Raw genomic sequence first — 25273 nt, forward strand, 5'->3', positions numbered from 1 at the left:
TACAGTCGCCGCATGTCCATGGCCGAGTTGCACCTGGCCCTCCTGTCCTCGGGGCCGGCGCACGGGTACGACCTCAAGCGCGAGTACGACGCGTGGTTCCCCGACGCCAAACCCCTGCCGTTCGGGCAGGTGTACTCGACCCTGGGTCGGCTGGCCCGTGACGGTCTGGTCGAGGTGGTCGAGACGCGTTCGGAGGGGGGCCCCGAACGCACCGTCTACACGATCACCGTTGCGGGCCGGGAACGGCTCCAGGCGTGGCTCGCAGAGCCCGCACCGCCCACGGCGACGGGCACGGAAGACCTGGTGCGCAAGGCGATCGTCGCTCTGCGCACCAGCGGCGGCGTCAGCTCGGTCGTGGCCGAGCAGCGCACCGCCCACCTGCGGACGATGCGGGCCCTGTCCGCCGCGCCCTCGGACGGCGGCGACCTCGGCGCCCGGCTGGCCCGGCGCTACGCCGTCCTGCACCTCGACGCCGACCTGCGCTGGCTCGACGAGGCGGCCGCCGCCCTCGGCGAGGCCGCACCGACCACCCCCGGAGGGCAGTCATGACCCGTACCGACGCGACGATCCCGCTCACCCTGCGCGGGGTCGGGCACGCCTACACGCGAACACCCGCCTTGCGGCAGGTGTCGCTGCAGGTCGAACCCGGGGAAGTGGTGGCGATCACCGGCCCCAGCGGGTGCGGCAAGTCCACCCTGCTGCACGTCGCCGCCGGTCTGCTGGTGCCGCAGACCGGGGACGTCACCCTGCTGGGCCAGGACCTGCGCGCGCTCGACGAGTCCCGGCGCGCGGTGCTGCGGCGCCGGGAGGTCGGCATCGTCCTGCAGTACGGCCAGCTCGTGCCCGACATGACGCTCGAGGACAACGTCGCCCTGCCCCTGCTGCTCGACGGAGGGGAGGTCGCCGCGTCCCGCACGGCGGCCCGAGCAGCCCTGGCGACGGTCGGGCTCGAGCAGGCCGGGCTGGCCGTACCGCAGGAACTCTCCGGCGGCGAGGCGCAACGCGCAGCGGTGGCCCGCGCCCTGATCACCTCACCGCGCATCGTCTTCGCCGACGAACCCGTCGCGAGCCTCGACGCGGTCACCGGGCAGGACGTCCTGGACCTGCTGCTGGGCGTCGCGCGGCGCGACGGGGGCGCGGTCGTGCTGGTGACCCACGACAACACCGCCGCCGCGATGGCCGACCGCGAGATCCGCCTGCGGGACGGGAACGTCGAGCGCGAATCGGTGCTGCGGTGAACGCCGTCCAGACCCCGGCCCGGCGGTCGGCCCTCACCGTCGAGGCCGTGCGGTCGATGACCACCGTGCGCTCCCGGGTCGATCGGGTCCGCGCCCGGGCGACGACCGCCTCGTCGGCCGGCATCGGCGTGGCCCTGCTCATCGCCGGGTCCGTCCCGACGGTGCAGGACACCGTCTTCACCGGAACCTCGTACTGGACCGACGCCGACGGCCGGCAGTTCAGCGAGGACACGTTCGAGGCCGCCGGCGGGCTGGCCCCGTTCCTGGCCCAGCCCGGCCTGCGCCCGGGGTTCGTGGTCGCCGCTGTCCTGCTGGTCCTGCCGTTCCTGGCTCTGGCCGTGCAGGCCCTGCGGGTGGGGCAGGTCGTCGAGGACCGCCGAGCCCGGCAACTGCTGATCGCCGGGGCGACGGCGGCGGACCTGCGCCGGTTGCGCACCGCCCGCACCACCGCCGCCTTCCTGCGCGGTGGACTGGCCGCCGGCCCGCTGTACCTGCTGCTGTGGCTCGTGCTGGGGTTCGCCCTGCCCGCGGGGTACCGGATGCTGCCTCCCCTCCACTGGGCGATGCCGTTGGTCTGGCTGGCCACCATCGCCGTCCTGTGGGTGCTCGCCCGCGTCCTGGGGTTCACCGCCTTCCGTCGCCAGGACGTCCTGGTCTGGCAACGCACCGGCGCGGCTCCCACGGTTCCGTCGCGGATGTTCGTGCTGCTGACCGCCGTGTCCGGTGCCGTCCTCCTGCTGGTCTCACCGGCCGTCGGCGGGCAGGTGGCCGACGACGTGCTGTTCCCCGTCGTCCTCGTGGTGGCCCTGATCCTGTTCGTGCTCGCGGTGGGGGCCGGGGTCGCCCGGTCCTCGGTCGGGATCTTCCGCACGCGCGACGCCCCGGCGGAGACGTACGGGCGCCGCCGTCGCGCGGTCCGCGGACGCGGTGACGCCGCAGCGAGCCTGCTGGCCGACGCTCAACGGCGGGGCAGCACCACCGCTGTGACGGGGGTTGCCGGGGTCCTGTTCTTGTGCGGGCTCTCCTTCGGCGTCGAGGCGGCGTTGGCGGCCGGGACCCTGATGGACGAGAACTACACCTCCGACGATCTCCGCTTCTACCTCGGGGGAACGGCCCTGGCCGCAGCGGTCGGCCTCGTCGCCGCGGTCGTCGCGATCGCCGCGCTGGTGCTGAGCCTCACCGACCAGCTCCTGGGGAACCGGCGAGCCGTGGCCTCCACGGCGGCCCTGGGGGTGCCGACCTCGCGCCTCGTGCGTGTCCAGGCGCTGTCGCTGCTGCGCACCGCGGTCCCGGTGACCTCGATCGGCGTCCTCGTCTCCTCCCTGCCCTACTCGGCCCTCATGCTCGGGTGGCCCGTCCGGGAGTCCGCCACGTGGTGGGCCGCGCTCCTGCCGCTGGCCGTCGCCGTCCTGGTCGCCGCCGCGATGACCTGCGCCTGCTTCGTGCTGGCCCGTGCGTTGTCCGGCCGGGTTCGCGCCGCGGCCGCGTTGGAGAACCTGAGGGTCCCGTGAGCAGCGGCGCGCAGCAGGTCCCCACCGTTCCCCCCGTCGTGGTGGAACTGCCCGTCGACCCGACCGGTCCGGCCCTGGCTCTCGTCGTCCACCGGTTGCGCGCCGCGGCTCACCGCGGGGAAGTCGTCGTCGACCTCACCCGGACCCGGCGCAGTTCGCCCGGGATCCGTCGAGCCCTGACGGCCCTGCGCCGCGAGGCTGCCCGTCGCGGGTGCTCGTGGACGTTCAGGGGAACGTTGCCGTCGGACGACGAGGGCCCACCCGCGGCGGGCCGGAACCGAGGGTGAGGCGTGGTGCGGTGCGGCGGACGCTGAGCGGACCGGTCGCCACCGCCGTGGTGCTGCTCGCGGTGGCCGGGTGCAGCACCCCGGACGAGTTGCCCGCACCAGCTGGGGACGCGGCGGGGCAGGGGCGGAGCTGGGTGCTGCACCCGGTCCAGGAGCGGCAGGAGCTGCCGCCGGTGAGCGGCACCACCGCTGACGGAGCCACGGTCGACGTCACCGCTCTGCGTCCGGGCGTGGTGGTGCTGAACACCTGGTACGCCGGGTGCGCGCCCTGCCGCGGGGAAGCCCCGGTCCTGCAGGCCGCCTCCGAGCGGTACGCCGACGCCGGGGTCCACGTCGTCGGGATCAACGTCCGCGACAGCTCCCCGGCGGTGGTCGCGAACTTCCAGGAGCGCCACGGGGTGACCTACCCCAGCATCCTCGACACCGAGGGGCAGGCGGCGCTGGCGCTGCGGGGGTTCGCTCCCGGCGCCACACCCGTCACCGTCGTCGTGGACCGGCAGGGACGGGTGGCCGCCCGGGTCGCCGGTGAGGTCGACGCCTCGGTCCTGGACGGGCTGATCGAGGACGTGCTGGCAGAGGAGACCTCGATCGCTCCGGCGCCGGCGCCGGGGCCGTAGTCCGTGGGTGGACCCGGTGGCGATTCACCGGGTCTGGATGACGACCGGGAAGTCGGTGCTGCCTGCGGCGACCACCTCGCCGGTCCAAGGATCTTCGAGGTGCCCGTCGTCCTCGGGATCGCAGCCGCGCAGGGCGCGGCCGCTGGGCAGGCGCAGCACCGGGCGGCTGGTTCCAGCCGGCTCGACGACTCGGACGTCGACGACTCGCCCGTGAACACGCCGGCTGGTCTTCAGGTCGTGGTGGCTTTCGATGAGCCGCACCTGGCCCTCGGAGTCCATGTGGCTGTTGCAGTCGAAGGTGACGACGTCGTCGCGTTCGACGGTCGGGCCGCAGCACTCGTGCTCCCAGCCACCCACCTCGACGGTGATCCTCACGAGTCCTCCCTCAGCGCCCCGGACCGCGCCGCGCCGCCGCGACGGCCGCGGGCAGCGCCGCGAGGACCGCGTCGACGTCGGCGTCCACCGACCCGGTGCCGAGGGTGAAGCGGACGGCCGTGCGGGCCAGGTCGGGGTCCATCCCCGTCGCGAGCAGGACGTGCGAGGCGTCCTCGGAGCCGGCGGCGCACGCCGAGCCGCTGGAGCAGACGATCCCGGCCGCCTCCAGCTCGGCCAGGACGGTCTCGCCGCCGACCCCGGGGAAGCAGAACGAGGCGTGCCCGGGCAGCCGCCGCGTCCGGTGCCCGGTCGGGCGGGCGCCCGGGACGGTCCCCAGGACGCCGTCGACGAGGCGGTCCCGCAGCGCGGTCAGCCGGGGGACCTCGACGTCGCGGGTGGTGGCCGCCAGGTGCAGGGCGACGGCGGTGCCGACGGCGGAGGCCACGTCCGTGGTCCCGGACCGGCGGCCGCGTTCCTGTCCGCCGCCGTGCAGCAGCGGGGCCAGCGGCACCGCGCCGCGCACCCACAGGAACCCCGCCCCGCGCAGGCCGCCGAACTTGTGCGCCGAGACCGACAGCGCGTCGACCCCCAGCGCCTGCACGTCGAGGTCGAGGTGCCCGGCGGTCTGCACGGCGTCGGTGTGGAACGGGACCCCCAGCGCGCGGCAGCGCGCCGAGACCTCCGCCAGCGGCTGCACCGTGCCGATCTCGTTGTTCGCGTGCATCACCGAGACCAGGGTCGTGTCCGGGCGCAGCACGGCGTCCAGGGCGTCGAGGTCCAGGACCCCGTCGGCGTCCACGCCCACCACGTCGACCGTGAAACCGCTGCCGCGCAGCGCGTGCGCGGTCTCCAGGACCGCGGGGTGCTCGATCGCGGAGACGACGACGTGCCGCCCGCGCGGGTTCGCGGTGGCGATCCCGGTGACCGCGAGGTTGTCCGCCTCGGTGCCGCCGGAGGTGAGAACGACCTCCCCGGGCCGGGCGCCGAGGACCTCGGCGATCGCACCGCGGGCCGCGTCGAGCCCGGCCTTCGCGGCCCGGCCGGCCTCGTGGGCGCTGGAGGGGTTGCCGGTGACCTGCGTCAGGTACGGCCAGACCGCCTCCAGCACCTCGCGGCGGGGCGGGGACGTCGCGGCGTGGTCGAGGTACGTCACGGGTTCACGGTGGTGTCGAGCCCGAGGTCGAGCGTGCGGGAGTTCTGCGTCAGCGCCCCCACCGAGACCAGGTCCACGCCCGTCGCGGCGATGGCGCGGACGGTGTCCAGGCGCACCCCGCCGCTGGCCTCGACCAGGGCGCGCGAGCGGGCCCGGACGGTCCGGACGCCCTCGGCGAGGTCGTCGAGGGTGAAGTTGTCGAGCATCACCACGTCGACGTCGGCGGCGAGCACGGCCTCGAGCTGGTCGAGGCGGTCGACCTCCACCTCGATCGCCGTGGTGTGCGGCACCGCGGCGCGCACCGACCGCAGCGCCGTCGTGACGTCCAGCCCGCTGCCCAGCAGGACGGCGAGGTGGTTGTCCTTGACGAGCACGGCGTCCGACAGCGACCAGCGGTGGTTGTGCCCGCCGCCGGCGCGCACCGCGGCCCGTTCGAGGGCGCGCAGCCCCGGGGTCGTCTTGCGGGTGTCGACGACCCGGGCGCCGGTCCCGGCGACCGCCTCGACGAAGGCGGCGGTGGTGGTCGCGACACCGGACAGGTGCTGGAGCAGGTTCAGGGCGATCCGCTCGGCGCGCAGCACGGCGTGCGCCGTCCCGCGGACGCGGCCGAGGGCGTCGCCGGTGTCGAACCGGGTGCCGTCGGCGGCGAGGTCGAGCAGCTCCAGCGACCCGCCGGTCAGGCGGGCCGCCTGCGTGAACGCCTCCCGGGCCGCGTCCGTCCCGGCCAGGACGCCGGGTTCGCGGGCGACGAGCCGGGCGTCGGCGACGGTCCCGCGCGGCAGCAGGGCCTCGCTGGTCACGTCCCCCCAGGGGGCGTCCTCGGCCAGGGCGAGCGCGACGACGTCGGCGGCGGTCCTCACGCGGTCCTCCGGAAGCTGCGGCGGGTGGGGCGGTGCGGGGTGCGCGGGTGGTCGCCGCGCGAGTGCGCGCCGAGGCTCTCGGTGCGGCGGGTCGCGGCCGCGACGAGCAGCTGCCCGGCGAGCACGAGGTTGGCGTCCTCCCGGTTCGCGCGGGGCACGTCGAGGTCGCCGGGCCGGATCTCGACGGGTTCCTCCTGCGGCGTGAGGAGCTTGGTCGCCACGGCCAGGCCGGCCTCGTCGCGCACCAGCCCGGCGTGCTCCCAGACCGCCGACTGCAGCTCCCGGCGGCTGAGGTGCGCGGCGAGCGGCAGCGCGGCGCCGGGGACCTCCACGACCTCCTCCGCGACCTCCTCCACGGCCTCCTCGTCGGCGAACCGCGCGGCGGCGGGCCCGCGGGCGATGTCGGCGACGACGTGGCCGCCGACGACGAGGGCCTCCAGCAGGGAGTTCGAGGCGAGCCGGTTCGCGCCGTGGACGCCGGTGCAGGCGACCTCACCGGCGGCCCACAGTCCCGGCAGCGAGGTGCGGCCGGCGGCGTCGGTGCGGACGCCGCCCATCCAGTAGTGCGCCGCGGGGGTCACCGGGACCGGGTCGGTCCCGGGGTCCAGGCCCGCGCGGGCGCACATCCGCGCGATGCCGGGGAACCGCTCGGCGAACGGGCGGCCCAGCGCGGCGGCCACCCCGGTCGCGTCCAGCCGGACCGGTTCGCCGCCGTGCTCGGACATGGCGGTGGCGATGGCCCGGGCGACGACGTCGCGGGGGGCGAGCTCGGCGCGCGGGTGGACCGCCGGCATGAAGCGGTGCCCGGCCGCGTCGAGCAGCACCGCGCCCTCGCCGCGGACGGCCTCGGACACCAGGAACGGCTCGGCCACGGCGGCGACCGTCGGGTGGAACTGGAAGAACTCCAGGTCGGCGACGAGGGCCCCGGCGCGGAAGGCGGCGGCCAGGCCGTCGGCGGTGGCGACGGCCGGGTTGGTGGTGCGGCTGTACAGCTGCCCGGCGCCGCCGGTGGCCAGGACGACGGCCTCGGCGCGCACCCGCAGCAGGTGGCCCGCTCCGGCGCCCTCGGTGAACTCCGCGCCCACGACCCGGCCGTGCTCGGTGAGCAGCCCGAGCAGGAACGCGTCCTCGTGGACCGAGACGTCGCTGCGCCGCACGGCGCCGGCGAGCGCCCGGGAGATCGCGGCCCCGGTCCGGTCCCCGCCGGCGTGCAGGACGCGGGACGTGGTGTGCGCGGCCTCCAGGCCCAGCGCCCACTCCCCGGTGCGGCCCCGGTCGAAGTCGACGCCCCGTTCGGCCAGGACGCGCACGGCCCCGGGGCCCGCCGCGCACAGCGCCCGCACCGCGGCGGGGGAGGACAGCCCGGCCCCGGCGGCGAGGGTGTCGGCGACGTGCGCGTCGACGTCGGCGGCGTCGACCGCGGCGGCGACGCCGCCCTGGGCGTAGCGGGTGCTGCCGTCCCCGAGGGCCGTCTTGGTGGCCAGCACGACCCGTCCGGTCCGGCTCGCCCCCAGCGCCGCGGTCATCCCCGCGACGCCGGCCCCGACGACGAGGACGTCGGTGCGCAGTTCCCGGGTGGGCGGGGGTTTCACGCGCCCACCGCCAGCATCCGCTCCACCGCCGTGCGCGCGTGCGCCGCGACGCCGGCCGGGACGCTCACCCGGTTCACGACGCGGCCGGCGACGAGCGACTCCAGCACCCAGGCCAGGTACGCGGGGTGGATGCGGTACATCGTCGAGCACGGGCAGACGACGGGGTCCAGGCACTCGATCGTGAGGTCGGGGCGGGTGTCGGCCAGCCGGCGGACCATGTTGATCTCGGTGCCGATGGCGAACGCCGTCCCGGCGGGCGCGGCGTCGACGGCGAGCTGGATGTACCGGGTGGAACCGGCCTCGTCGGCGGCGTCGACGACCTCCATCGGGCACTCGGGGTGCACGACGACCCGGACGTCGGGGTTCTTCGCGCGGGCCTGCGCGATCTGGTCGACGGTGAACCGCTGGTGCACCGAGCACCACCCGCGCCACAGCACGACGCGGGCGTCGCGCAGGGCCTCGGCGGTGTTCCCGCCGCGGGGTTTGCGCGGGTCCCACAGCGGCATGACGTCGGTGGGCACCCCCATCGCCTTGGCCGTGTTCCGGCCCAGGTGCTGGTCGGGGAAGAACAGGACGCGCTGCCCGCGCTCGAAGGCCCACTCCAGCACCTCGCGGGCGTTGGAGCTGGTGCAGACGATCCCGCCGTGCTCGCCGCAGAAACCCTTCAGGTCCGCCGCGGAGTTCATGTACGTCACGGGGATCACGGGGACCTTCCCGTCGGCGTCGGGTTCGGTCCCGTACAGCGCCTCGAGCTGTTCCCAGCAGGCCTGCACGGCGTCGATGTCGGCCATGTCGGCCATCGAGCACCCGGCGGCGAGGTTGGGCAGGATGACGGGCTGGTCGTCGGTGGTGAGCAGGTCGGCGGTCTCGGCCATGAAGTGGACCCCGCAGAACACGACGAACTCGGCCTCGGGGTGCTGCTGGGACTGCTGGGCCAGCTGGAAGGAGTCGCCCACGAAGTCGGCGTACCGGACGATCTCGTCGCGCTGGTAGGCGTGCCCGAGGATCGTGACGCGGGAGCCGAGGGTCTCCTTCGCGGCGCGGATGCGCCGGTCGAGCTCGTCGGCGGGCAGCAGCCGGTACTGCGCCGGGATCTGCTGCTGCACCGGCGACCCGGCCGGGACGGGGTCCTGCCGCGAGGCGCCCGCGCCGTAGGTGGGTTCGGGCAGCGGCCGGCCCGGGACGGCGTCGAACTGCCAGGGCGCGGTGGGCAGGTCGGGGTCGCAGGTGCTGTCCGCCCCACCCGGGGCGCGGGTGAGCAGCTCGATCTGGGTGGGGACGGACGCCATCGTGCAGCCTTCTCTCGGGAGTTCTTCTGCGGGGGTTCCTGCTCACGCCCGGTGGACGTGCCCGGAGGGCTCAGGCGAGCGGACCGGCGGACAGCAGCGGACCGGCGGACCCCTCGGGGACCACGGCCCGGTACAGCTTCGGCGGGCGGTGCCGGCCGCCGGTCTGGCGTTCGCCCGTCTCGACCACGGTGCCCGAAGCCTCCACCTGGCGGCGGAAGTTCGCGGGGTCGAGCGGGCGCTGCAGCACCGCCTCGTGCACCTCGCGCAGCTGCGCGAGGGAGAACTGCTCGTCGAGGAAGTGCTGGGCGACGTGGGCGTGCTGGACCTTCGTCCGCAGCCGCCACAGCGCGTACTGCACGACCTCGTCGTGGTCGAACGCCAGCCCGTGGCAGTCGTCCGCGGAGGTCCAGCGGACGTTCTCGCCCTCGACGGCGGCGGCGGCCTCGTGGTTGCGCACCAGGGCCGAGTACACGACGGAGACGACGCGCTGGCCGGGGGAGCGGTCCGGGCGGCCGAACGTGTAGAGCTGCTCCAGGTAGCTGGGGCGCAGCCCGGTCGTCTCGGCCAGCGTGCGCCGGCCCGCGCCGCTGAGGCTCTCGTCGGTGCGCACCCACCCCCCGGGCAGCGCCCACCGGTCCCCGAACGGGTCCCGCGTCCGGCGCACGAGCGGCAGGTGCACGCGCACGGCGCCGTCGCGGTCGGGCAGCAGCGCGAAGATCACCGTCGACACCGCGACGAGGATCGCCTGCTGGGACGTGCTCATGGGAACTCGGGACCCCGGATCAGTAAGGGTGGTTCTGACAACAACTGGTCGCCGAGAACTGTAGGGCCCCTGGCCCCGTCGTCACAAGCCGTCGGCCGCCCCCAGCCGCAGGTGCTGCCAGGTGCCCGCCGCGGCGAGCCGGGCGAGCAACCCCGTCGCCACCGGCAGGTCCGGCAGGTGCACGACGCCCGCGCGGGCCTCCCCGTGCGCCAGCGCCCGGGCCACCTCCGCCGTGACGGCCGCCGTGGCCCGCGTCTGCCGGCGCCCGGTCACCGCGCGCGCCGCGTGCTCGCCGGAGGCCGACCAGGCGTCGGCGCGGACGGTGAACACGTCCCCGCCGAGGTGGACCCGGCCCAGGGAGCGGGCCAGCGCCGAGCGCACCCGCCCGGACCCGCTCCACGGCGTGCGCCGCAGCAGCCCGAGGGTGCGCAGCGTCGCGGCGGCCGGCCGGGAGTCGAACGCCAGCCGGCTCGTCGTCCTCGCGCCCAGGGCCGCCGCGACGGCCGGGGCGTCGGCGAAGGCGAACTCCCGCGCCCGGCGCACCAGGACGGTCCCGCCGGGACCGGGCAGGTGGACGGTCGCGTCCGGGGCGGCGGGTGCGGAGTCCAGCAGGGAGTCCACGGTCCAGCGCACCGCCGCCGGGCCGTGGCGCTCGGCCGCGCCGAGCAGGACGGTGATCTCCACGCGCACCGCGCCCCCGACCGCGGCCGCGGCCTCGTGCGCCAGCAGGTTGCTCGCCCCGGGAGCCAGGCCCACCGACAGGACGCCGGTCGCGCCGTGCTCGCGGGCCGTCGCGTCCAGGCCGGCCAGCCGGGCCAGGTGGGCGGGTGTGGCGCCGACGTCGACGAACCCGGCCCCGGCCTCCAGCAGCGCCCGCGCGGCGGCGACCGGGCCCTCCACGGTCAGCACCGCCACCCGGGCCCCGCGCGCGAGGCGGCGCACGGCCGCGGGGTCGTCGAGGTCGGCCGCGCTCCACCGGGTGCCCAACCGGGCGGCCAGCTCGCGCAGCGGCCCCTCGCGCCGGCCCACCAGGACCACGTCGCGGCCGAACTCCGGCGCCAGCGCCCCGGCCACCCGCGACCCGACCGCACCCGACGCCCCCACCACCAGGATCTCATTCACTGTAGTGACGCTACAGCGAGCGTAGGGTGGAACCCGTGCCCACCCGGACCGAGAAGGCCCGCGCCACCCGCCGTCGGGTGCTCGACGCCGCCTGCCAGCTGTTCACCGAGCGCGGCTACGGGGCCACCAGCGTCCGGCGGATCGCCGCCGCGGCCGGGGTCGCCGAGCAGACCGTCTACTTCACCTTCGGGACCAAGGCCGCGGTCCTGGCCGGGGTCCTGGACGTCGCCGTCGCCGGGGACGACGCCGACGTCCCCACGCTCGAGCGCCCCTGGGCGCGCGCGGTGCTGGCCGAACCCGACCCCCGGCGACAGCTGCACCTGCAGGCCGCCGGTGCCGCCGACGTGCTGGCCCGCGTCGCCGGCTCCCTGCAGGTGCTGCGCGCCGCCGCCGACGCCGACCCCGCCGCCGCCGAGCTGCTGACCCGGAACGAGGCCCAGCAGCGCACCGTGCAGCGCGCCTTCCTCGCCGCCCTGGCCGGCAAGGCGACCCTGCGCCGCGACCTCGACCGCGCCGTCGACGTCGCCACCACGGTCCTGTCCGACCACAGCTGGCGAAGGCTCGCGGCGGCCGGCTGGAGCGGGCCGGACTGGGTGGGTCTCAGCGCCGGGGTGCTCGCCGCCGACCTCCTGGGAACCCCTCCGGGAACCTCCCCGCGAACTCCCGGGTGATTCGGGGTGACAACCCCGGCCCACCGGTCGTACCGTCGAAGGACACGGGAAGGAGGTGGTCCGACACATGGTTTCTCATCGGACGCGTGAGGTGGCTGCCCGCTAGCAGCTGCGTGACAGGACGCGGACCGCTCTGGTCGCCCCGCGCAGCGCGGCGAATCCACGGCAGTCACCGGGTCCCCGGGTGCCGGACCGTCCAGCCGGCCCACCCCGCAGGTCGTCCGACCGGCGGAGGTGGAAGTGCCCGGGGGCTTTCCCCTGTCCGGGGACGACCACGGGAAGTTGTCCCGGACAACCACCTATCCTCGACGGCGTGAGTTCCGCCCCGGCCGCCCGCCGACGACTCCTCGCCGACACCACCCCGCTGCGCGAGGTCCCGGCCTTCCGGTGGCTGTGGATCGGGCAGTCGCTGGCCGGCATCGGCACCCAGCTCACCGTCGTCACCGTCGGGTTGCAGGTCTACGCCCTGACCTCCTCGACGTTCTCGGTCGGCCTGGTCGGGATCTTCGCGCTCGTGCCGCTCGTGGGCCTGGGGCTGTACGGCGGCTCCCTCGTCGACGCGCACGACCGGCGGCGGGTCGCCCTGATCGCCTCCCTCGCGCTGTGGGTGCTCGCCGTCGCGATCGCCGCCCAGGCCTGGTTCCACGTCGGGTCCGTGGAACTGCTCTACGCGCTCGTGGCCCTGCAGAGCGCCGCCTTCGCGGTCAACAACCCCGCCCGCTCCGCGATCGTGCCGGGCATCGTGCCGCGCGAGCTGCTGCCGGCCGCGAACGCGCTGTCCGGCACCACGAACGCCCTCGCGCTGACCCTCGGGCCGCTGCTGGCGGGTCTGCTCGTCGGGACGTGGGGGTTCCAGGCCGCCTACACCGTCGACGCCGTCACGTTCGTCGCCGCCCTCGTCGGCCTGCACCGGCTGCCCGCCATGCCGCCGGAGACCGCGCCCGGCGCCCACCGGCCGGGGGTGCGCTCGGTCCTGGAGGGCGTCCGGTTCCTCGGCACCCGGCCCAACGTGCGCATGACGTTCCTGGCCGACCTGTGCGCCATGGTGTTCGCGATGCCGCGCGTGCTGTACCCCGCGATCGCGGCCGCCGAGCTCGGCGGCGGGGCCCGCACCGTCGGGGTCCTCGGCGCGGGTTTCGCCGCGGGGTCGGTCCTGGCCGGGTTGTTCTCCGGGCCGCTGGGCGCCGTCCGCCGGCAGGGCGCGTTCGTCGTCGGCTGCATCGCCGTCTACGGCGCCGCGGTCGCCGCCTTCGGGGTGGTGCTCGTGCTCGCCCCCGACGGCGCCGGGTGGGCGCTGTGGCTGTGCGTCGCGCTGCTCGCGGTCAGCGGCGCGGCCGACGCGGTGAGCGCGGTGTTCCGCGGCACGATCCTGCAGGTCGCCACCCCCGACGCGCTGCGCGGCCGGTTGCAGGGCGTGTTCATCGTCGTCGTCGCCGGGGGGCCGCGGCTGGGCGACCTCGTCCTCGGCTCGGCCGCGAGCGCCGTCGGGGAGGCGTCGGCGGCGGTGGCCGGGGGAGCGGCGTGCGTCGTCGCGGTGCTGGTGCTCGCCGGGCGGCAGCGCGGGTTCCTGCGCTACGACGCCCGCCACCCCGTCCCCTGACCGGGGCCCCGGCCGCGGGGGGTCAGGACCGCAGGCGGGCGTAGTCGTCCAGCGCGACCTTCCGCTCGTGGGCGTGGTCGACGATGCGCTCGGGGTAGCCGTGGGCGTACCCGTCGGCGGCCTCCCACGGGGTGTGCACGGCCTTGCCGGTCAGGTGCCGCAGCTCGGGCACGTAGCGCCGGACGTAGTCGCCGGCGGGGTCGAACCGCTGCCCCTGGGTGACGGGGTTGAACACCCGGAAGAACGGGGAGGCGTCCGTCCCCGACCCGGCGACCCACTGCCAGCCGTGGTTGTTGCTGGCCAGGTCCCCGTCGCGCAGCCAGTGCATGAACTCCCGGGCCCCGTGCCGCCACTCGACGTGCAGGTCCTTGACCAGGAAGCTCGCGACGATCATGCGGACGCGGTTGTGGATCCAGCCGACCGACCGCATCTGCCGCATCCCGGCGTCGACGATCGGGAACCCGGTCCGCCCCTCGGACCAGGCGGCGAACGCCTCGCCGGGTTCGTCGTACCGCAGCGCGGCGAGCTGCGGCTTGTAGTACTCCCGGGCCGTCTCGGGCCGGTTCCACAGCACGTCGGCGTAGAACTCGCGCCAGCACAGCTCGGTGCGGTACGTCTCGGCGCCGCGCGAGCGCTGGCGGCGCAGCGCGGCCAGCAGCGTCCGCGGGTGCAGCTCGCCCCACTTCAGGGCGTGCGAGAGCTGGGAGGTCCCGTCGTGGTCGGGGCGGTCGCGCTCGTCGCCGTACCCGGCCAGGCCGTGGGCGAGGAAGTCCTCCCACCGCTCGTGGGCCGCTCGCTCGCCCGCCTCGGGCAGGGTCAGGTCGCCCAGGTCGGGCTCGGCGGGCCAGTGGCGGCCGTCGACGCCCTCGCCGTCGCCGGTCCAGGTGACCGCGCCGGGCGCCGGGGCCGGGTCCGGCCAGCCGTGCTGGGCCCAGGCGCGGGAGAACGGCGTGAAGACCTGGAAGGGCTTGCCGGAGCCGTTGAGGATCGTGCCGGGGCCGATGGCGTAGGGGGTGCCGGTCCGGACGAGCTCGCGGTCGTCGGCGGCCAGGGCCGCGGCGACGGCGTCGTCGCGGCGCCGGCCGTAGGGGCCGGCGTCGGCGGTGACGTGGACGCGGCGGGCGCCGGCGCGGGCGGCGACCCGCGCGACGACGCGGGCGGGGTCGCCGCGCTCGACGACGAGCCGGCCGCCGAGGTCGGCGTCCAGGGCGCGCAGGGACCGCAGCAGGTACGTGCGCCGGACGTCGCCGGAGGGTCCCCACAGGGCGGGGTCGACCACGAACAGCGGCACGACGGCGCCGTCGGCGGCGGCGGCCAGCAGCGCCGGGTGGTCCTCCAGCCGCAGGTCCCGCCGGAACCACAGGACGCTCGTGCTCTCCTCGCGCGCAGCCACGGCCGCCGACGCTACCCACGCCGGGTCCGGGCCGCGATCGCAGCGGGCCGCCCGGTCACCGGGCCCCGGTGCCGGAGGGGCGGGCCAGGGGTGCGACCACGGCCGTCCGTGCCGGATGATGGGCCCCGTGAGCGATCTCATCGACACCACCGAGATGTACCTCAAGACGGTCTTCGAACTGGAAGAGGAAGGCATCGTGCCGATGCGCGCTCGCATCGCCGAGCGACTCCACCACTCCGGGCCCACCGTCTCCCAGACCGTGGCCCGCATGGAGCGGGACGGGTTGCTGCACGTCGGCACCGACCGCCGGCTGGAGCTGACCGAGGCGGGCAACGCCAAGGCCATGCGGGTGATGCGCAAGCACCGGCTGACCGAGCGCCTGCTCACCGACGTCATCGGGCTGGAGTGGAGCCTGGTGCACGAGGAGGCGTGCCGCTGGGAGCACGTCGTGTCCGAGGAGGTCGAGAAGCGGCTGGTGGCGATCCTGGACCACCCGCACTTCGACCCGTACGGCAACCCCATCCCGGGTCTGGGCGAGCTGGGGGAGGACGCGGCCGCCGAGGCGTTCCGCTCCGGCGTCCAGCCGTTGACGGCTCCCGACGTCGAGGGCCGGCCGGTGGTCGTGCGCCGGCTCGGGGAGCCGCTGCAGACCGACGTGCCGCTGCTGGCGCGGTTCCACGGCGCGGGGCTGGTGCCCGGCGCCGAGGTCGTCGCGAAGTCCGTGGGCAGCGGCGTGGAGGTCGCGGTGGGCGACGGTGTGGTGGACCTCACGACCGCCGAGGCGGGGCACATCTTCGTCGCGCCGCTCTGAGGAGCCGACCCGCATCACCCGTCCGGCCCCCGCACCTGCACCGCACCGTGATCCCGGTGACGCTGCGTGCGGGGGCCGTTCGTCGTCCAGCGCCGGACGAGATCGGCGCAGCGTCTCGATTCGTCACTCTCCGTTGGGATTGTGACGACGACCCGTCACACTCCCGGCACCCGTTCGTCACCGGGTCGTGACATCGCGCCGGAGGACGGGTTATGGTCCACCCGCAACCACGACAGCGCACGTGGTCGCCCTCGCGTGGACGCCGAGCCCTGCCACCACGTCGAGGTTCCCCGAGACAGCTCATGGCAGGGGTGGGGGAACCACGTTTCCCGGGCGACGTCCGACCCTCCGGTCGGTCCGAGCCCTAGGGGTGAAGCCGGTGCGAACCGGCCGGGCAACTCCAGCCCGAACCCGACAGCTCACCTCGCAGGCGTCGGAGAGGCCACTTCCTTGACGACTCGCGTCCAGGCGCGCCACCGCGCCGCCGTCCGTCCCCTCACGCCCTTGAACGACCTGTCGGACAGCGTCGCCCGCACCGCCGGAGGGGCCGCTCGCACCGGCGCCGTCGCGGCCGCGGCCGGTGGCCTGCTCCTCGCGGTCGCCCTGCCCGCCGGCGCGGCCCCCGCCGCCGCCCCGGCCGCGGTCGACAGCTCCGTCGCCGCGGCCGTGCCCGCCGCCTTCGGGGCCAACCCGATCGGCGTGGTCTCCGCCCCGGCCACCGCCGCCGCCCCCGCGGCCACCGCGACCTTCGCCTCGGCGCCGGCCCCGGCCCCCGTGGTCGTCGCCCCGGTCCTGGAGCGGGCCGTCCGCGCCGGCGACGCGGCCCCCGTCGTCCACTCCTCCGTGGCCGAGAGCGCCGTCGCCGTCCCGGTGGCCGCCCCGGCCCCGGCCCCGGCCCCGGCGCCCGCCCCCGCTCCCGCGCCGGTCCCGCTGGGTCACCAGATCCTCGCCGTCGCCGACGACTACGCCGGCGTGCCCTACGTCTACGGCGGCACCACCCCCCGCGGCTTCGACTGCTCCGGCTACACCAGCTACGTGTACCGCCAGCTGGGCTTCGAGATCCCCCGCACCGCCAACGCGCAGAAGCAGGCCGCCGCCGGGATCTCCCGCGGCGACGCCGTCCCCGGCGACCTCGTGTTCTTCTCCAACGGCGGCGGCCGCGCCTACCACGTCGGCATCTACGCCGGCGACAACATGATGTGGGACGCCCCGCGCGCCGGGAAGCCCGTCCAGCTGCGGGCGATCTGGAGCTCCGCCGTCACGTTCGGCCGCCTCGCGCCGACCGTCTGAGCAGCACCCGGACACACCCCCCCCGCCAGGCGCGGGCCGTCGCACCGACGGCCCGCGCCTGCGTCGTCCCCGGCCCCCGCCACGCGTGCGGCGGCCGTGCCGGGTGGGATTCACGGGAAAGTTGCTGACTGCTCCACCACCGGCGACGTACTCTCCCTCCAAGGACGTCGGACCGGACCACGACGCGGAGGGGCGATGACCACGAGTCACCCCGGAGCCACCCCCCGAGCGGGGATCGCGATACCGCACGGCCGGTCCACGGCCCAGGTCACGGGGCACCACCGCGTGCACCACCACCATGTGACCGTCGTCGCTCCCTCAGAGGCGCCTCCCCCCGTCGGGGGAGGCGCCTCTCGTCGTCTCAGGAGGTGGATGTGCGCACGCTCGTGCTGAACGCCGGCTACGAACCCCTCGCGGTCGTGTCCTTCCGGCGCGCCCTGGTGCTGGTCCTGGCCGGGAAGGCGTCGGTGGTCCTCGCCGACGCCGACCCCGTCGTGGGCGCCACGACGAGCCTGGAACGGCCCTCCGTCATCCTCCTGACGCGCTACGTCCGGGTCCCGCGCGGGCGGACCGTCCCGGTGAGCCGGCGCGGGGTGCTGCGCCGCGACCACTCCCGCTGCGCCTACTGCCGCGGCCACGCCACCACCGTCGACCACGTCCTGCCCCGCAGCCGCCGCGGGCCGGACAGCTGGGAGAACCTCGTCGCCTGCTGCGTGCGCTGCAACAACGCCAAGGGGGACCGCACCCCCGAGGAGATGGGCTGGCACCTGCCGTTCCGGCCCGCCGCGCCCCGCGGCGCGTCGTGGGCCGTGCGGGGGGCCGACCAGCCGGACCCGCGCTGGGACTCCTTCCTGGCCACCGCCGCCTGAGCCGGGCGCACCGGCCCCCGCGCGGCGGCGGGCGACGGTGCCGGGAAAACGGGAGGTCCCGCGGCGCCCCGCGTCGCTAGCGTCGACGGGCGGCGCCCCGCCGCCCCGACCCGCCCGGAGGACCCCCGCATGTCCCGCCCCACCCTGTCCTGGCGGCGCCTGGCCGGCCCGACGGCGGCGGGAGCGGCGGTCCTGGGGGTGCTGGCCGCCGTCGCCGAGACGCTGGGCACCGTCGTCACCGGCCGGCTCGCCGCCGACCCCGGCGCCGGGCTGCTCGTCGCGCTCGCCGTGCTCGTCGTGGGGGCCAGCGCCGGGGACACCCTCGGCCGCGTCGCGCTGGCCACGGCCGTCGGGGAGGCCGAGGGCCGGCTGCGCGCGGACCTGCTGGCCGCCGCCTTCGCCCAGCCCGTCCCGGCGCTGGGGGAGCAGGCCGTCGGCGAGGTCATCGACCGCGTCGACGACGACCCGCGCCAGCTCGCCCAGCTGGTCCGCGAGGCCGTCTGGGACCTGGCGCGCGGCGGGGTCCGCTGCCTGGCGGGCTGGGTCGTGGCCGGGCTCGTCTGGTGGCCGGCGTGGATCGTGTTCCCCGTCGTCGCCGTCGTCGTCTGGTTCGCCGTGCGCCGGCTCGCGGCGCTGCTCGTCGAGCGCAAGGTGGCCGAGGAGGTCGCCTGGACCGAGCACGCCGCCCAGCTGGAGGAGGCCGTCGCGGGCCGCGACGACATCCGCTCCAGCCTGGGCCGCCCCCACGTCGTGCGCCGCTACGCCGCGCTGGCCGCCGCCGTGCTCGACCGGGTGCGGGCCACCACTGCCGTCTCGGCGACCGTCGCGCGCCGCAGCGTCCTGGTCCTGTCGCTGCTGTGCTCCGCGCTCGTCGTCGGCGGGGTCGCCCTCGTCGGCGAGGGGCGCCTGGGCGTCGCGCAGCTCGTCACGATCTTCCTGCTGTGCTCCGGGTTCGCCGGCGACCTCAACCAGATCGCCGAGCGGCTGCCCGAGGTGCAGGCCGGACTCGGTGCGGTGCAGCGCATCCGGGCCCTGCTGGGAGCCCCGGCCGAACCCGCCGGCGGCCGCCCGGTGGCCGCCGGCCCGCTGAGCGTCGAGTTCGCCGGAGTCCGCTTCGCCCACCCCGGCGGCTTCGCCCTGCGCGACGTCCGGTTCACCGTCCCCGCGGGCACCACCTGCGCCCTCGTCGGCCGCAGCGGCTCGGGCAAGTCCACGCTGGCCGCCCTGCTGTCCCGGGCCCTGGAACCGGGCCCGGGGCAGGTGCTGCTCGCCGGCGACGACGTCACCGCCCTGGACCTGCAGGACCTGCGCCGCAGCGTCGGGGTCGTCACCCAGCGCACCGAGCTGCTCGCCGGGACGCTGGCCCAGAACATCACCCTCGACGCCGACGTCCCGCCCGCCCGCCTGCAGGCGGCCGTCGACTCCCTCGGCCTGCGCGAGTGGGTCGACGGCCTGCCCGAGGGCCTGCTCACCCGGCTCGGCCCCGGCGGCAGCACCCTGTCCGCCGGGGAGGAGCAGCTCGTCGCCTTCGCCCGGCTGCTCGTGCGCGACGTCCGCGTCGTCGTCCTCGACGAGGCCACCGCCCGGATGGACCCCGTCACCGAGCACCGCGTCACCGCCGCCGCCTCCCGGCTGCTCGCCGGCCGCACCGGCCTGCTCATCGCCCACCGGCTCAGCACGACCGCCCGCGCCGACCACGTCGCCGTCCTGGAGGACGGCGCCCTCGTCCAGCACGGGCCCCGCGCCGAGCTGGCCCACCGGCCCGGCCCGTTCGCCGACCTGCTGCGCGCCGGCGGGTCCGGGCAGCTCGACCCCGCCCACCACGACGGCGAGGTCCTGTCCAGCCGGCCCCGCCGCCCCCGCCCGCCCGTCCCGGCCGGGCCCCGCCCGCGGCTGCTGCGGGCCGTCGCCACCGCCGTCACCCGGCACCCGCGGTGGGGGCTGCTGGGCGCCGTCCTGTTCGCCCTGTGCTCGGTGCTCGGCACCTACGGCGCGGTCGCCGGCTGGCTGTGGGGCCTGGTCGTGCAGGGCCTGCAGACCGGCGCCGAGCCGCAGCGGGTGTGGGCGCCGATGGGCGGCCTCGTCCTGGTCCTGGTGTCCGTGCCCTTCCTGCTGACCGTCGCCCTGCGGGTGTACCCGCTGTGGTGGAACGCGATCACCCTCACCGCGCGGCTGGCCGTGCTGCGCGGGCAGACCCGCCAGCACCGCCTGGCCCGGGTGCCCGCGGGGGAGGTGACCGCCCGCTGCCTGGACTCCGAGCGGTTCGTCCTCTACACCGACCGCTGCGTCGACGTGGTCATCGGCGCGTTCGTCGTCGCGGTGACCTCCCTGGTCGCCGGGGACGTCACGGCCGGGGCCGTGGTCGCCGTCGTCATGGCCGGGTCCGCGCTCGTCTCCGTCGCCGGCGCGCCGCTGGCCGGGCGGCGGGGCCGGGCCGCCGGGGACGCCCGCGCCGTGTTCGGCCGCGACCTCGGCTCGGCCGTCGACGCCGCCCGCACCGTCAAGCTCGCCGGTGCCGTCCCCGACGTGCTGCGCCGCCTCGTGGCCGTCGACGGCAGCCGCGTGCGGGCCTCGGTGCGCGAGCTGCGGGTCCGGGCCCTGCTGGAGGGCGTCCCCGGGGTGCTCGTGCAGGCCGGCGTCGTCACCACCTGGGCCCTGCACCTGACCGGCTGGTGGTCGCTGGCCGACGCCCTGCTGGTCTCCACCGCCGTCGCGGGCGCGTCCTACTACGGCACCGTGTCCGGGGCCGTCATCACCGAGGCCCCCGTCGCCCGGGAGTGGCTGCGGGCCGTCACCGCGCTCGCCGGGACCCCCGACGTCGTGCGCGTCCCGGCCGGCACCGACCTGCTCACCGGCCGCGCCCCCGCGCCGGAGGAACCGCCGCGCACGCCGCTGCACCACGTCGCCGTCGAGGGGTTCACCGCCGTGCACGACGACGGCACCGTCGGCGTGCAGGACGTCGACCTGCGCGTGGAGGCCGGCGAGCTCGTCCTGCTCACCGGCCGCGTCGGGTCCGGCAAGTCCAGCCTGCTCGCCGCGCTCGCCGGTCTGGTCGACCACGAGGGCACCGTGCGCTGGAACGGCGTCGACGTGCAGGACCCGCAGACCTTCCTGCGCCCGGGCCGGGTCAGCTACGTCGCCCAGGTCCCGCGGGTCCTGTCGGGCAGCTTCGAGGACAACGTGACCCTCGACCACGCCCACGCGCGCGCCCTGGCCGACGACGCGGTGCGCGACGCCCGCCTGACCCGCGACGTCACCGCCGCCGGGGGGCGGCACGCCCTCGTCGGGCACCGCGGGGTACGGCTGTCGGGGGGCCAGGTGCAGCGGCTCGCGCTGGCCCGGGCGCTGGCCTCCGGCGCCGACCTGCTCGTCGCCGACGACGTGTCCTCCGCCCTCGACGCCCGCACCGAGCTGGAGCTGTGGCGGTCGCTGCGGGACCGGGGGGCCACCGTCATCGGGGCGTCCTCCAAGCGGTCCGCGCTGCTGGCCGCCGACCGGGTCGTGGTCCTGGCCGACGGGCACGTGGAGGCCGTCGGCCCCTGGGCGGAGCTGGAGGGGGACTGGGGGCACCTGGCCGGGTGAGACCGGGGTCCGACGCCGGGGGGACGCCCGCACCCGGCCGGGGTGCGAGGCTGGGGGCATGGACGAGAACAAGGGTCAGGGCGAGTCGCTGGACTCGGTGCTGCGGGGACTGCTCAGGCAGGGCCGGATCGACCCGCAGGCCGAGCGCCTCGCCGCGCAGGGCATCGACCGGCTCAAGGCGTTCCTGGGCACCACCCCGGCGCCGGGCGCGGGGCGGGGCGCGGGCGTCCCGGACGGCGGGGACGTGCCGGAGGCCGAGGTCGTGGCCGAGGGGCGGGCGATGCTCATGCACACCGTCCCGCTGCCCGACGGCACCCGCGTGGAGGTCCTCGTGCCCGAGCGCCTCACCCGCGCCGAGGCCGACCGGATCGCCGGGGTGCTCACCGCCCTGGCCGTCGAGGAGTGAGCGCCCCCGACGCCGAGGTGGTCGAGGTGACCGGGGTCGTGCGGCTGGGGCAGTTCCTCAAGCTGGCCGGTGCCGTCGACACCGGGGGGCAGGCCCGCGAGGCGCTCGTGGCGGGGGACGTCACCGTCAACGGCGAACCGGAGGAGCGGCGCGGTCGCCAGCTCGCCGACGGCGACGTCGTGGGCCTGGGCGCGGGGACCTGGGCGGTGCGCGTCACGGGCTGAGCCCGGGCCCGCACCGGGCCCGCACCGGACGGGTCAGCGGCCGAGGGCGTCGATCGCGGCGACCTCGGCCGCGTCCAGCGCGAACCCCGCCACGTCCCGGTTGCGGGCCTGCCGCTCCCGGTCCCCGGACTTGGGGATGACCACGACGCCGTGCTGCAGGTGCCAGCGCACGACCACCTGCTCGGCGCTCACCCCGTGCCGCCCGGCCGCCGCGCGCAGGGGACCGGCCGCGAGGTCGGTCGCCTTGAACGGCGAGTAGCCCTCCAGCACGACCCCGCGCTCGCGGTGGGCGGCGAGCAGCCCGGCGTCGAACAGTGCCGGGCCCCACTTCACCTGGTTCACCGCCGGCGTCACCCCGGTCGCGGCCGTCAGCTCGTCGAGCTGGGCCAGCGAGTAGTTCGAGACGCCGACCGCGCGCACCCGGCCGGACTCGCGCGCCGCGACGAGCCGCTCCCACACGTCCGGCCGCGCCGCCCCGCCGGGCGGCCAGTGGATCAGCCACAGGTCCAGGACGTCGACGCGCAGCAGCCGCAGGCTCCGGGTGAGGAACTCCTCCTCGCGGCCGGCGTGCTCGTGGTGCAGCTTCGTGGTGATCCGCACGTCCGGCAGGCCGGCGTCGGCCACCGCGCGGCCCACCTCGTCCTCGTTCTCGTACATCGTGGCGGTGTCCAGCAGCCGGTACCCCACGTCGAGGGCGTCGCGCAGCGAGCGGTAGCCCGCCTGGCCGCGCAGGCCGTACGTGCCCAGGCCCACCAGGGGCAGGTCGAGGGTGCCGTCGAGGGTGCGGACGGGCGTGGTCGGCGTGGTCGGCGTGGTCGCTCCGGGGTCGCTCACCCCGCCGACGCTACGTCCGGTCCCGCCCGCCCGCAGCGGACAGGACCGCCTCGGCGACGGCCGCGGGGGCCAGCTCGGGAACCCAGTGCCCGGTGTCCAGCGGGACCCGCCGGTAGGGGCCGCGGACGTGGTCGGCCGTCCCGGTCACGGCGGCGGGCGCGTAGAACGGGTCGCGCCGGCCGTGCAGGTACGTCACCGGCACCTCGACGGGACCGACCGGGCCGGCGTGCGGCAGCGCCCGGTACCAGTTCAGCGCGGCGGTCAGGCTCCCCGGGGCGCTGTGCCGGCGGGCGTACCCGGCGGCCAGCCCGGCGGGCAGCCCGCTGCGGCGCAGCGACGCCGCCAGCAGCCGCCCGCCCCCGGCCAGCAGCAGCCGCTCGGGCAGCACCGGCAGCTGGAAGAACGCGACGTACGTCGAGCGCAGCGGCTGCGTCGAGCGCCGCATCGCCGCGCCGAACGCGGCGGGGTGCGCCTGCGACAGCACCGTCAGCGACGCCACCCGGTCCCGGTGGCCGGCCGCCAGCGCCCACGCCACCACCCCGCCCCAGTCGTGGCCCACGACGTGGGCGCGCCGCGCCCCGGCGGCGTCCAGGAGCGCGACGACGTCGGCGACCAGCTCGGGCAGGGCGTGGTCGCGCCGGCGCGGGGGCCGGGCGGTGGGGCAGTAGCCGCGCTGCTCGGGCACGAGCACCCGCAGCCCGCCGGCGACCAGCCGGGGCACCACGGCGTCGTAGGCCTCCGGGCCCTGCGGGAACCCGTGCAGGCACACCACGACGTCCCCGTCGGCGGGTCCGGAGTCGGAGACGGCGAAGCGCAGGCCGGCGCGGGTGAAGGAGTCCACCGGTCCACTGTCCCCGCCCGGGCGGGGAGGCGCCCGCCCGGGCGGGGACGGGTCAGTCCTTCAGACCGGCGTTCATGTCGGCGTTCATGACGTACCGCTGGAACAGCAGGTAGATGACCACGAGCGGGACGATCGAGATGACCGAGGCCCCCAGCAGGACCGACCAGTTGACGTTCTGCGCCCCGACGATGCTCTGGATGCCGATCTGCAGGGTGAACTTGCCCGGGTCGTTGAGGACGATGAGCGGCCAGATGTAGTCGTTCCAGCGCCACTGGAAGGAGAAGATCGCCAGCGTCACCATGATCGGGCGGGCGATCGGCAGCATGACGCGGACGAACGTCGTCAGCTCGCTCGACCCGTCGATGCGGGCCGCCTCGAGCAGCTCGTTCGGCACGGTGGAGAAGAACTGCCGGAACATGAAGCAGCCCGTGGCGGTGATGATCGACGGCACGACGATCCCGGCCAGGTGGTTGTAGAGCCCCAGGTCGCGGATGACGAGGAACGACGGCGACAGGATCACCTCGGTCGGCAGCATCGTCGTGGCCAGGATGCACAGGAAGAACGCCTTGAGCCACCAGTTGGAGTACTTCGCCAGGGCGTACCCCGTCATGGCGCTGGCGAGGACGGTGAGGACCGTCGTGCTGACCGCCACGATGAGGGTGTTGGTGAAGTAGCCGGCGAAGTTGAAGCTCGTCCAGGCCTGCTGGTAGCCGGCGACCGTGGGGTTCTCCGGCAGCAGCGTCAGCGGGTAGGAGAAGAGGTCCCCCGCCGGCTTGAACGAGGACAGGACGAACCACAGCACGGGGAAGCCGTAGAGCACGGCGAGCAGCCAGAGCAGGGCGGTGGCCCCGACGGTGCGCACCGGCGAGCCGCCCTCCCGCTCGCGGGTGCTGCGGCGCAGGGCCGGTGCCTTGGGCCGCGGCAGCGAGGACAGAGCCATCTCACGCCTCCCGGCGTCGGTTGACGAGGACCTGGAGCAGGGCGATGCCCATGAGGACGGCCATGAGCACGAACGAGGCGGCGCTGGCGTAGCCGATCTGGCCCTGCTGGAAACCGGTCCGGAAGATGTACTGCACGACGAGGTTGTTCTCCGTGCCCGGTCCGCCGCCGTTGAGGGACTGCAGGAGGGCGTACTCCTTCATGGCGCCCAGGCTGCCGAGGAGGATGACGATGAACGACGTCGGCGCGATGCTCGGCAGGGTGATGTAGCGGAACCGCTGCCAGGGCGAGGCCCCGTCGATGGAGGCGGCCTCGTGGTAGGAGGTCGGGACGTTGCGCAGGGCCGCGACGAACAGCAGCATGTTGAACGCCGTGCCGCCCCAGGCCCCGGCGATGGCGACGATGACCAGCGACAGGTCGGCGTTGGACTGCCACGGGACGGCCGTGCCCCCCAGGGAGGTGATGAGGTAGTTCACCAGCCCGAAGTTCTCCCCGAAGATCCACCGCCAGATCACCCCGGCGACGATGGGGGAGATGAGCCACGGGATGAAGAACAGGACGCGCGCGACGGTCTTGCCCTTGGCGTGCGGGCTGGTGAGCAGCACCGCCATCGTCAGCGACAGGACGTAGTTCAGGGGCACCGACATGGCGGCGAACAGGACCGTCCGGCCGAAGGCCGAGTAGAACGCCGAGTCGCCGAACAGCTTCTCGTAGTTGGCCAGGCCCACCCACGGCGCCGAGCCGACCCCGGTGTAGCTCGTGAACGAGTAGTACAGGCCCGTCACCGCCGGCCAGACGAAGAACAGGAAGAAGAGGACCACGTTGACGGCGACGAACAGCAGGGGCGCGAGGCGGTAGCGCGCCGCACGTCGGCGGGTGGCGCGGCCGGCGGCCGGGTGCGGGGTCCGCACGAGGGCGGCGGGGTCGGTCCCGACCGCGGCGGGGACCGGACCCGGGGCGCTGGGGGTCATGGAACCTCCTGGGGGTGGGCCCGGGCCCGGGGGTT

24 protein-coding genes and 1 riboswitch are annotated in these 25273 nt (G+C 76.0%); of the genes, 12 read left to right on the forward strand and 12 right to left on the reverse strand.

Annotated features, from left to right (window positions below; translation table 11 throughout):
• Window positions 1-12: 12 nt before the first annotated feature.
• The 4 genes from ACRYM6_RS07660 to ACRYM6_RS07675 all read left to right on the forward strand — a co-directional run bounded on the left by ACRYM6_RS07660 (window position 13) and on the right by ACRYM6_RS07675 (window position 3653).
• Window positions 13-549, forward strand: a complete 537-nt coding sequence (locus tag ACRYM6_RS07660) for a helix-turn-helix transcriptional regulator (RefSeq protein ID WP_432542240.1) — start codon at window positions 13-15, stop codon at window positions 547-549.
• The gene (locus tag ACRYM6_RS07665) at window positions 546-1238 is read left to right on the forward strand and encodes an ABC transporter ATP-binding protein (protein ID WP_432542241.1); all 693 of its coding nucleotides are present in this window, start codon (window positions 546-548) and stop codon (window positions 1236-1238) included. The genes ACRYM6_RS07660 and ACRYM6_RS07665 overlap by 4 nt, the downstream gene beginning before the upstream one ends.
• Complete coding sequence (locus tag ACRYM6_RS07670) at window positions 1235-2749, forward strand: hypothetical protein (RefSeq protein WP_432542242.1); 1515 nt, start codon at window positions 1235-1237, stop codon at window positions 2747-2749. The genes ACRYM6_RS07665 and ACRYM6_RS07670 overlap by 4 nt, the downstream gene beginning before the upstream one ends.
• Window positions 2750-3047: 298 nt before the next feature.
• Window positions 3048-3653 carry a TlpA family protein disulfide reductase gene (locus ACRYM6_RS07675; RefSeq protein ID WP_432542244.1) on the forward strand — a complete coding sequence of 202 codons (606 nt, stop codon included), beginning with the start codon at window positions 3048-3050 and terminating at the stop codon, window positions 3651-3653.
• A gap of 24 nt (window positions 3654-3677) precedes the next feature.
• On the opposite strand, the gene ACRYM6_RS07680 is transcribed toward ACRYM6_RS07675, so the two are convergent.
• The 7 genes from ACRYM6_RS07680 to ACRYM6_RS07710 form a co-directional block, all read right to left on the reverse strand.
• Entirely contained in the window at window positions 3678-4028 is a 351-nt protein-coding gene (locus ACRYM6_RS07680) for a DUF6578 domain-containing protein (protein ID WP_432542246.1), read from the reverse strand.
• A gap of 10 nt (window positions 4029-4038) precedes the next feature.
• On the reverse strand, window positions 4039-5181 hold the full coding sequence (locus ACRYM6_RS07685; protein ID WP_432542247.1) for a cysteine desulfurase family protein: 1143 nt from the start codon (window positions 5179-5181) through the stop codon (window positions 4039-4041).
• Complete coding sequence (gene nadC, locus ACRYM6_RS07690) at window positions 5178-6041, reverse strand: carboxylating nicotinate-nucleotide diphosphorylase (RefSeq protein ID WP_432542249.1); 864 nt, start codon at window positions 6039-6041, stop codon at window positions 5178-5180. The genes ACRYM6_RS07685 and nadC overlap by 4 nt, the downstream gene beginning before the upstream one ends.
• Window positions 6038-7633: an L-aspartate oxidase gene (gene nadB / locus ACRYM6_RS07695; RefSeq protein ID WP_432542251.1), complete on the reverse strand. Its 1596-nt coding sequence runs from the start codon at window positions 7631-7633 to the stop codon at window positions 6038-6040. Before nadB ends, nadC begins: the two co-directional genes overlap by 4 nt.
• Entirely contained in the window at window positions 7630-8922 is a 1293-nt protein-coding gene (nadA, locus tag ACRYM6_RS07700; RefSeq protein ID WP_432542252.1) for a quinolinate synthase NadA, read from the reverse strand. The genes nadB and nadA overlap by 4 nt, the downstream gene beginning before the upstream one ends.
• A gap of 70 nt (window positions 8923-8992) precedes the next feature.
• Complete coding sequence (locus tag ACRYM6_RS07705) at window positions 8993-9685, reverse strand: NUDIX hydrolase (protein WP_432542254.1); 693 nt, start codon at window positions 9683-9685, stop codon at window positions 8993-8995.
• Between the two features lie 81 nt (window positions 9686-9766).
• Window positions 9767-10807 carry a saccharopine dehydrogenase family protein gene (locus tag ACRYM6_RS07710; RefSeq protein ID WP_432542255.1) on the reverse strand — a complete coding sequence of 347 codons (1041 nt, stop codon included), beginning with the start codon at window positions 10805-10807 and terminating at the stop codon, window positions 9767-9769.
• 35 nt (window positions 10808-10842) lie between these two features.
• Between ACRYM6_RS07710 and ACRYM6_RS07715 the strand changes: the two genes are divergently transcribed.
• Both ACRYM6_RS07715 and ACRYM6_RS07720 read left to right on the forward strand, forming a co-directional pair.
• Window positions 10843-11478, forward strand: coding sequence for a TetR/AcrR family transcriptional regulator (locus tag ACRYM6_RS07715; RefSeq protein ID WP_432542257.1), 636 nt, complete (start codon window positions 10843-10845; stop codon window positions 11476-11478).
• A 313-nt stretch (window positions 11479-11791) separates the two neighbouring features.
• On the forward strand, window positions 11792-13078 hold the full coding sequence (locus ACRYM6_RS07720; RefSeq protein ID WP_432542259.1) for an MFS transporter: 1287 nt from the start codon (window positions 11792-11794) through the stop codon (window positions 13076-13078).
• A 22-nt stretch (window positions 13079-13100) separates the two neighbouring features.
• Here ACRYM6_RS07720 and ACRYM6_RS07725 read toward each other — a convergent pair whose 3' ends face one another.
• A complete protein-coding gene (locus ACRYM6_RS07725; protein WP_432542261.1) occupies window positions 13101-14471 on the reverse strand; it encodes a cryptochrome/photolyase family protein in 1371 nt (456 codons plus the stop codon).
• A gap of 127 nt (window positions 14472-14598) precedes the next feature.
• On the opposite strand from ACRYM6_RS07725, the gene ACRYM6_RS07730 reads away from it, so the two are divergent.
• The 6 genes from ACRYM6_RS07730 (at window position 14599) to ACRYM6_RS07755 (ending at window position 21653) form a co-directional block, all read left to right on the forward strand.
• Complete coding sequence (locus ACRYM6_RS07730; RefSeq protein ID WP_432542262.1) at window positions 14599-15282, forward strand: metal-dependent transcriptional regulator; 684 nt, start codon at window positions 14599-14601, stop codon at window positions 15280-15282.
• Window positions 15283-15560: 278 nt separating this feature from the next.
• A riboswitch (cyclic di-AMP (ydaO/yuaA leader) is annotated at window positions 15561-15730 on the forward strand.
• Window positions 15731-15786: 56 nt separating this feature from the next.
• Window positions 15787-16572: a C40 family peptidase gene (locus tag ACRYM6_RS07735; protein ID WP_432542264.1), complete on the forward strand. Its 786-nt coding sequence runs from the start codon at window positions 15787-15789 to the stop codon at window positions 16570-16572.
• 374 nt (window positions 16573-16946) lie between these two features.
• Window positions 16947-17441: an HNH endonuclease gene (locus ACRYM6_RS07740; RefSeq protein WP_432542266.1), complete on the forward strand. Its 495-nt coding sequence runs from the start codon at window positions 16947-16949 to the stop codon at window positions 17439-17441.
• Between the two features lie 129 nt (window positions 17442-17570).
• Window positions 17571-21023 (forward strand): ATP-binding cassette domain-containing protein, encoded by a 3453-nt coding sequence (locus ACRYM6_RS07745; protein WP_432542267.1) that lies wholly within the window; start codon window positions 17571-17573, stop codon window positions 21021-21023.
• Window positions 21024-21081: 58 nt separating this feature from the next.
• Window positions 21082-21429 carry a hypothetical protein gene (locus ACRYM6_RS07750; protein WP_432542269.1) on the forward strand — a complete coding sequence of 116 codons (348 nt, stop codon included), beginning with the start codon at window positions 21082-21084 and terminating at the stop codon, window positions 21427-21429.
• Window positions 21426-21653, forward strand: coding sequence for an RNA-binding S4 domain-containing protein (locus ACRYM6_RS07755; RefSeq protein ID WP_432542271.1), 228 nt, complete (start codon window positions 21426-21428; stop codon window positions 21651-21653). Before ACRYM6_RS07750 ends, ACRYM6_RS07755 begins: the two co-directional genes overlap by 4 nt.
• A gap of 33 nt (window positions 21654-21686) precedes the next feature.
• Here ACRYM6_RS07755 and ACRYM6_RS07760 read toward each other — a convergent pair whose 3' ends face one another.
• From ACRYM6_RS07760 to ACRYM6_RS07775, 4 genes are read right to left on the reverse strand one after another with little or no spacing between them, the layout of a single operon-like run.
• Window positions 21687-22487, reverse strand: coding sequence for an aldo/keto reductase (locus tag ACRYM6_RS07760; RefSeq protein WP_432542273.1), 801 nt, complete (start codon window positions 22485-22487; stop codon window positions 21687-21689).
• Between the two features lie 10 nt (window positions 22488-22497).
• Window positions 22498-23328 (reverse strand): alpha/beta fold hydrolase, encoded by an 831-nt coding sequence (locus ACRYM6_RS07765; protein WP_432542275.1) that lies wholly within the window; start codon window positions 23326-23328, stop codon window positions 22498-22500.
• A 52-nt stretch (window positions 23329-23380) separates the two neighbouring features.
• Window positions 23381-24268, reverse strand: coding sequence for a carbohydrate ABC transporter permease (locus tag ACRYM6_RS07770; protein ID WP_432542276.1), 888 nt, complete (start codon window positions 24266-24268; stop codon window positions 23381-23383).
• A 1-nt stretch (window position 24269) separates the two neighbouring features.
• Complete coding sequence (locus ACRYM6_RS07775; RefSeq protein ID WP_432542278.1) at window positions 24270-25238, reverse strand: carbohydrate ABC transporter permease; 969 nt, start codon at window positions 25236-25238, stop codon at window positions 24270-24272.
• Between the last annotated feature and the right edge of the window lie 35 nt (window positions 25239-25273).

Source organism: Kineococcus rugosus (assembly GCF_050871975.1).
GTDB lineage: Bacteria > Actinomycetota > Actinomycetes > Actinomycetales > Kineococcaceae > Kineococcus.

What these genes read in the sequence shown, in the direction of transcription:
- ACRYM6_RS07660 (WP_432542240.1), top strand. Translation starts at nt 13, where the DNA reads ATGTCCATGGCCGAGTTGCACCTGGCCCTCCTGTCCTCGGGGCCGGCG.
- ACRYM6_RS07665 (WP_432542241.1), top strand. Translation starts at nt 546, where the DNA reads ATGACCCGTACCGACGCGACGATCCCGCTCACCCTGCGCGGGGTCGGG.
- nadA (WP_432542252.1), bottom strand. Translation starts at nt 8,922, where the DNA reads ATGGCGTCCGTCCCCACCCAGATCGAGCTGCTCACCCGCGCCCCGGGT.
- ACRYM6_RS07705 (WP_432542254.1), bottom strand. Translation starts at nt 9,685, where the DNA reads ATGAGCACGTCCCAGCAGGCGATCCTCGTCGCGGTGTCGACGGTGATC.
- ACRYM6_RS07745 (WP_432542267.1), top strand. Translation starts at nt 17,571, where the DNA reads ATGTCCCGCCCCACCCTGTCCTGGCGGCGCCTGGCCGGCCCGACGGCG.
- ACRYM6_RS07750 (WP_432542269.1), top strand. Translation starts at nt 21,082, where the DNA reads ATGGACGAGAACAAGGGTCAGGGCGAGTCGCTGGACTCGGTGCTGCGG.
- ACRYM6_RS07770 (WP_432542276.1), bottom strand. Translation starts at nt 24,268, where the DNA reads ATGGCTCTGTCCTCGCTGCCGCGGCCCAAGGCACCGGCCCTGCGCCGC.
- ACRYM6_RS07775 (WP_432542278.1), bottom strand. Translation starts at nt 25,238, where the DNA reads ATGACCCCCAGCGCCCCGGGTCCGGTCCCCGCCGCGGTCGGGACCGAC.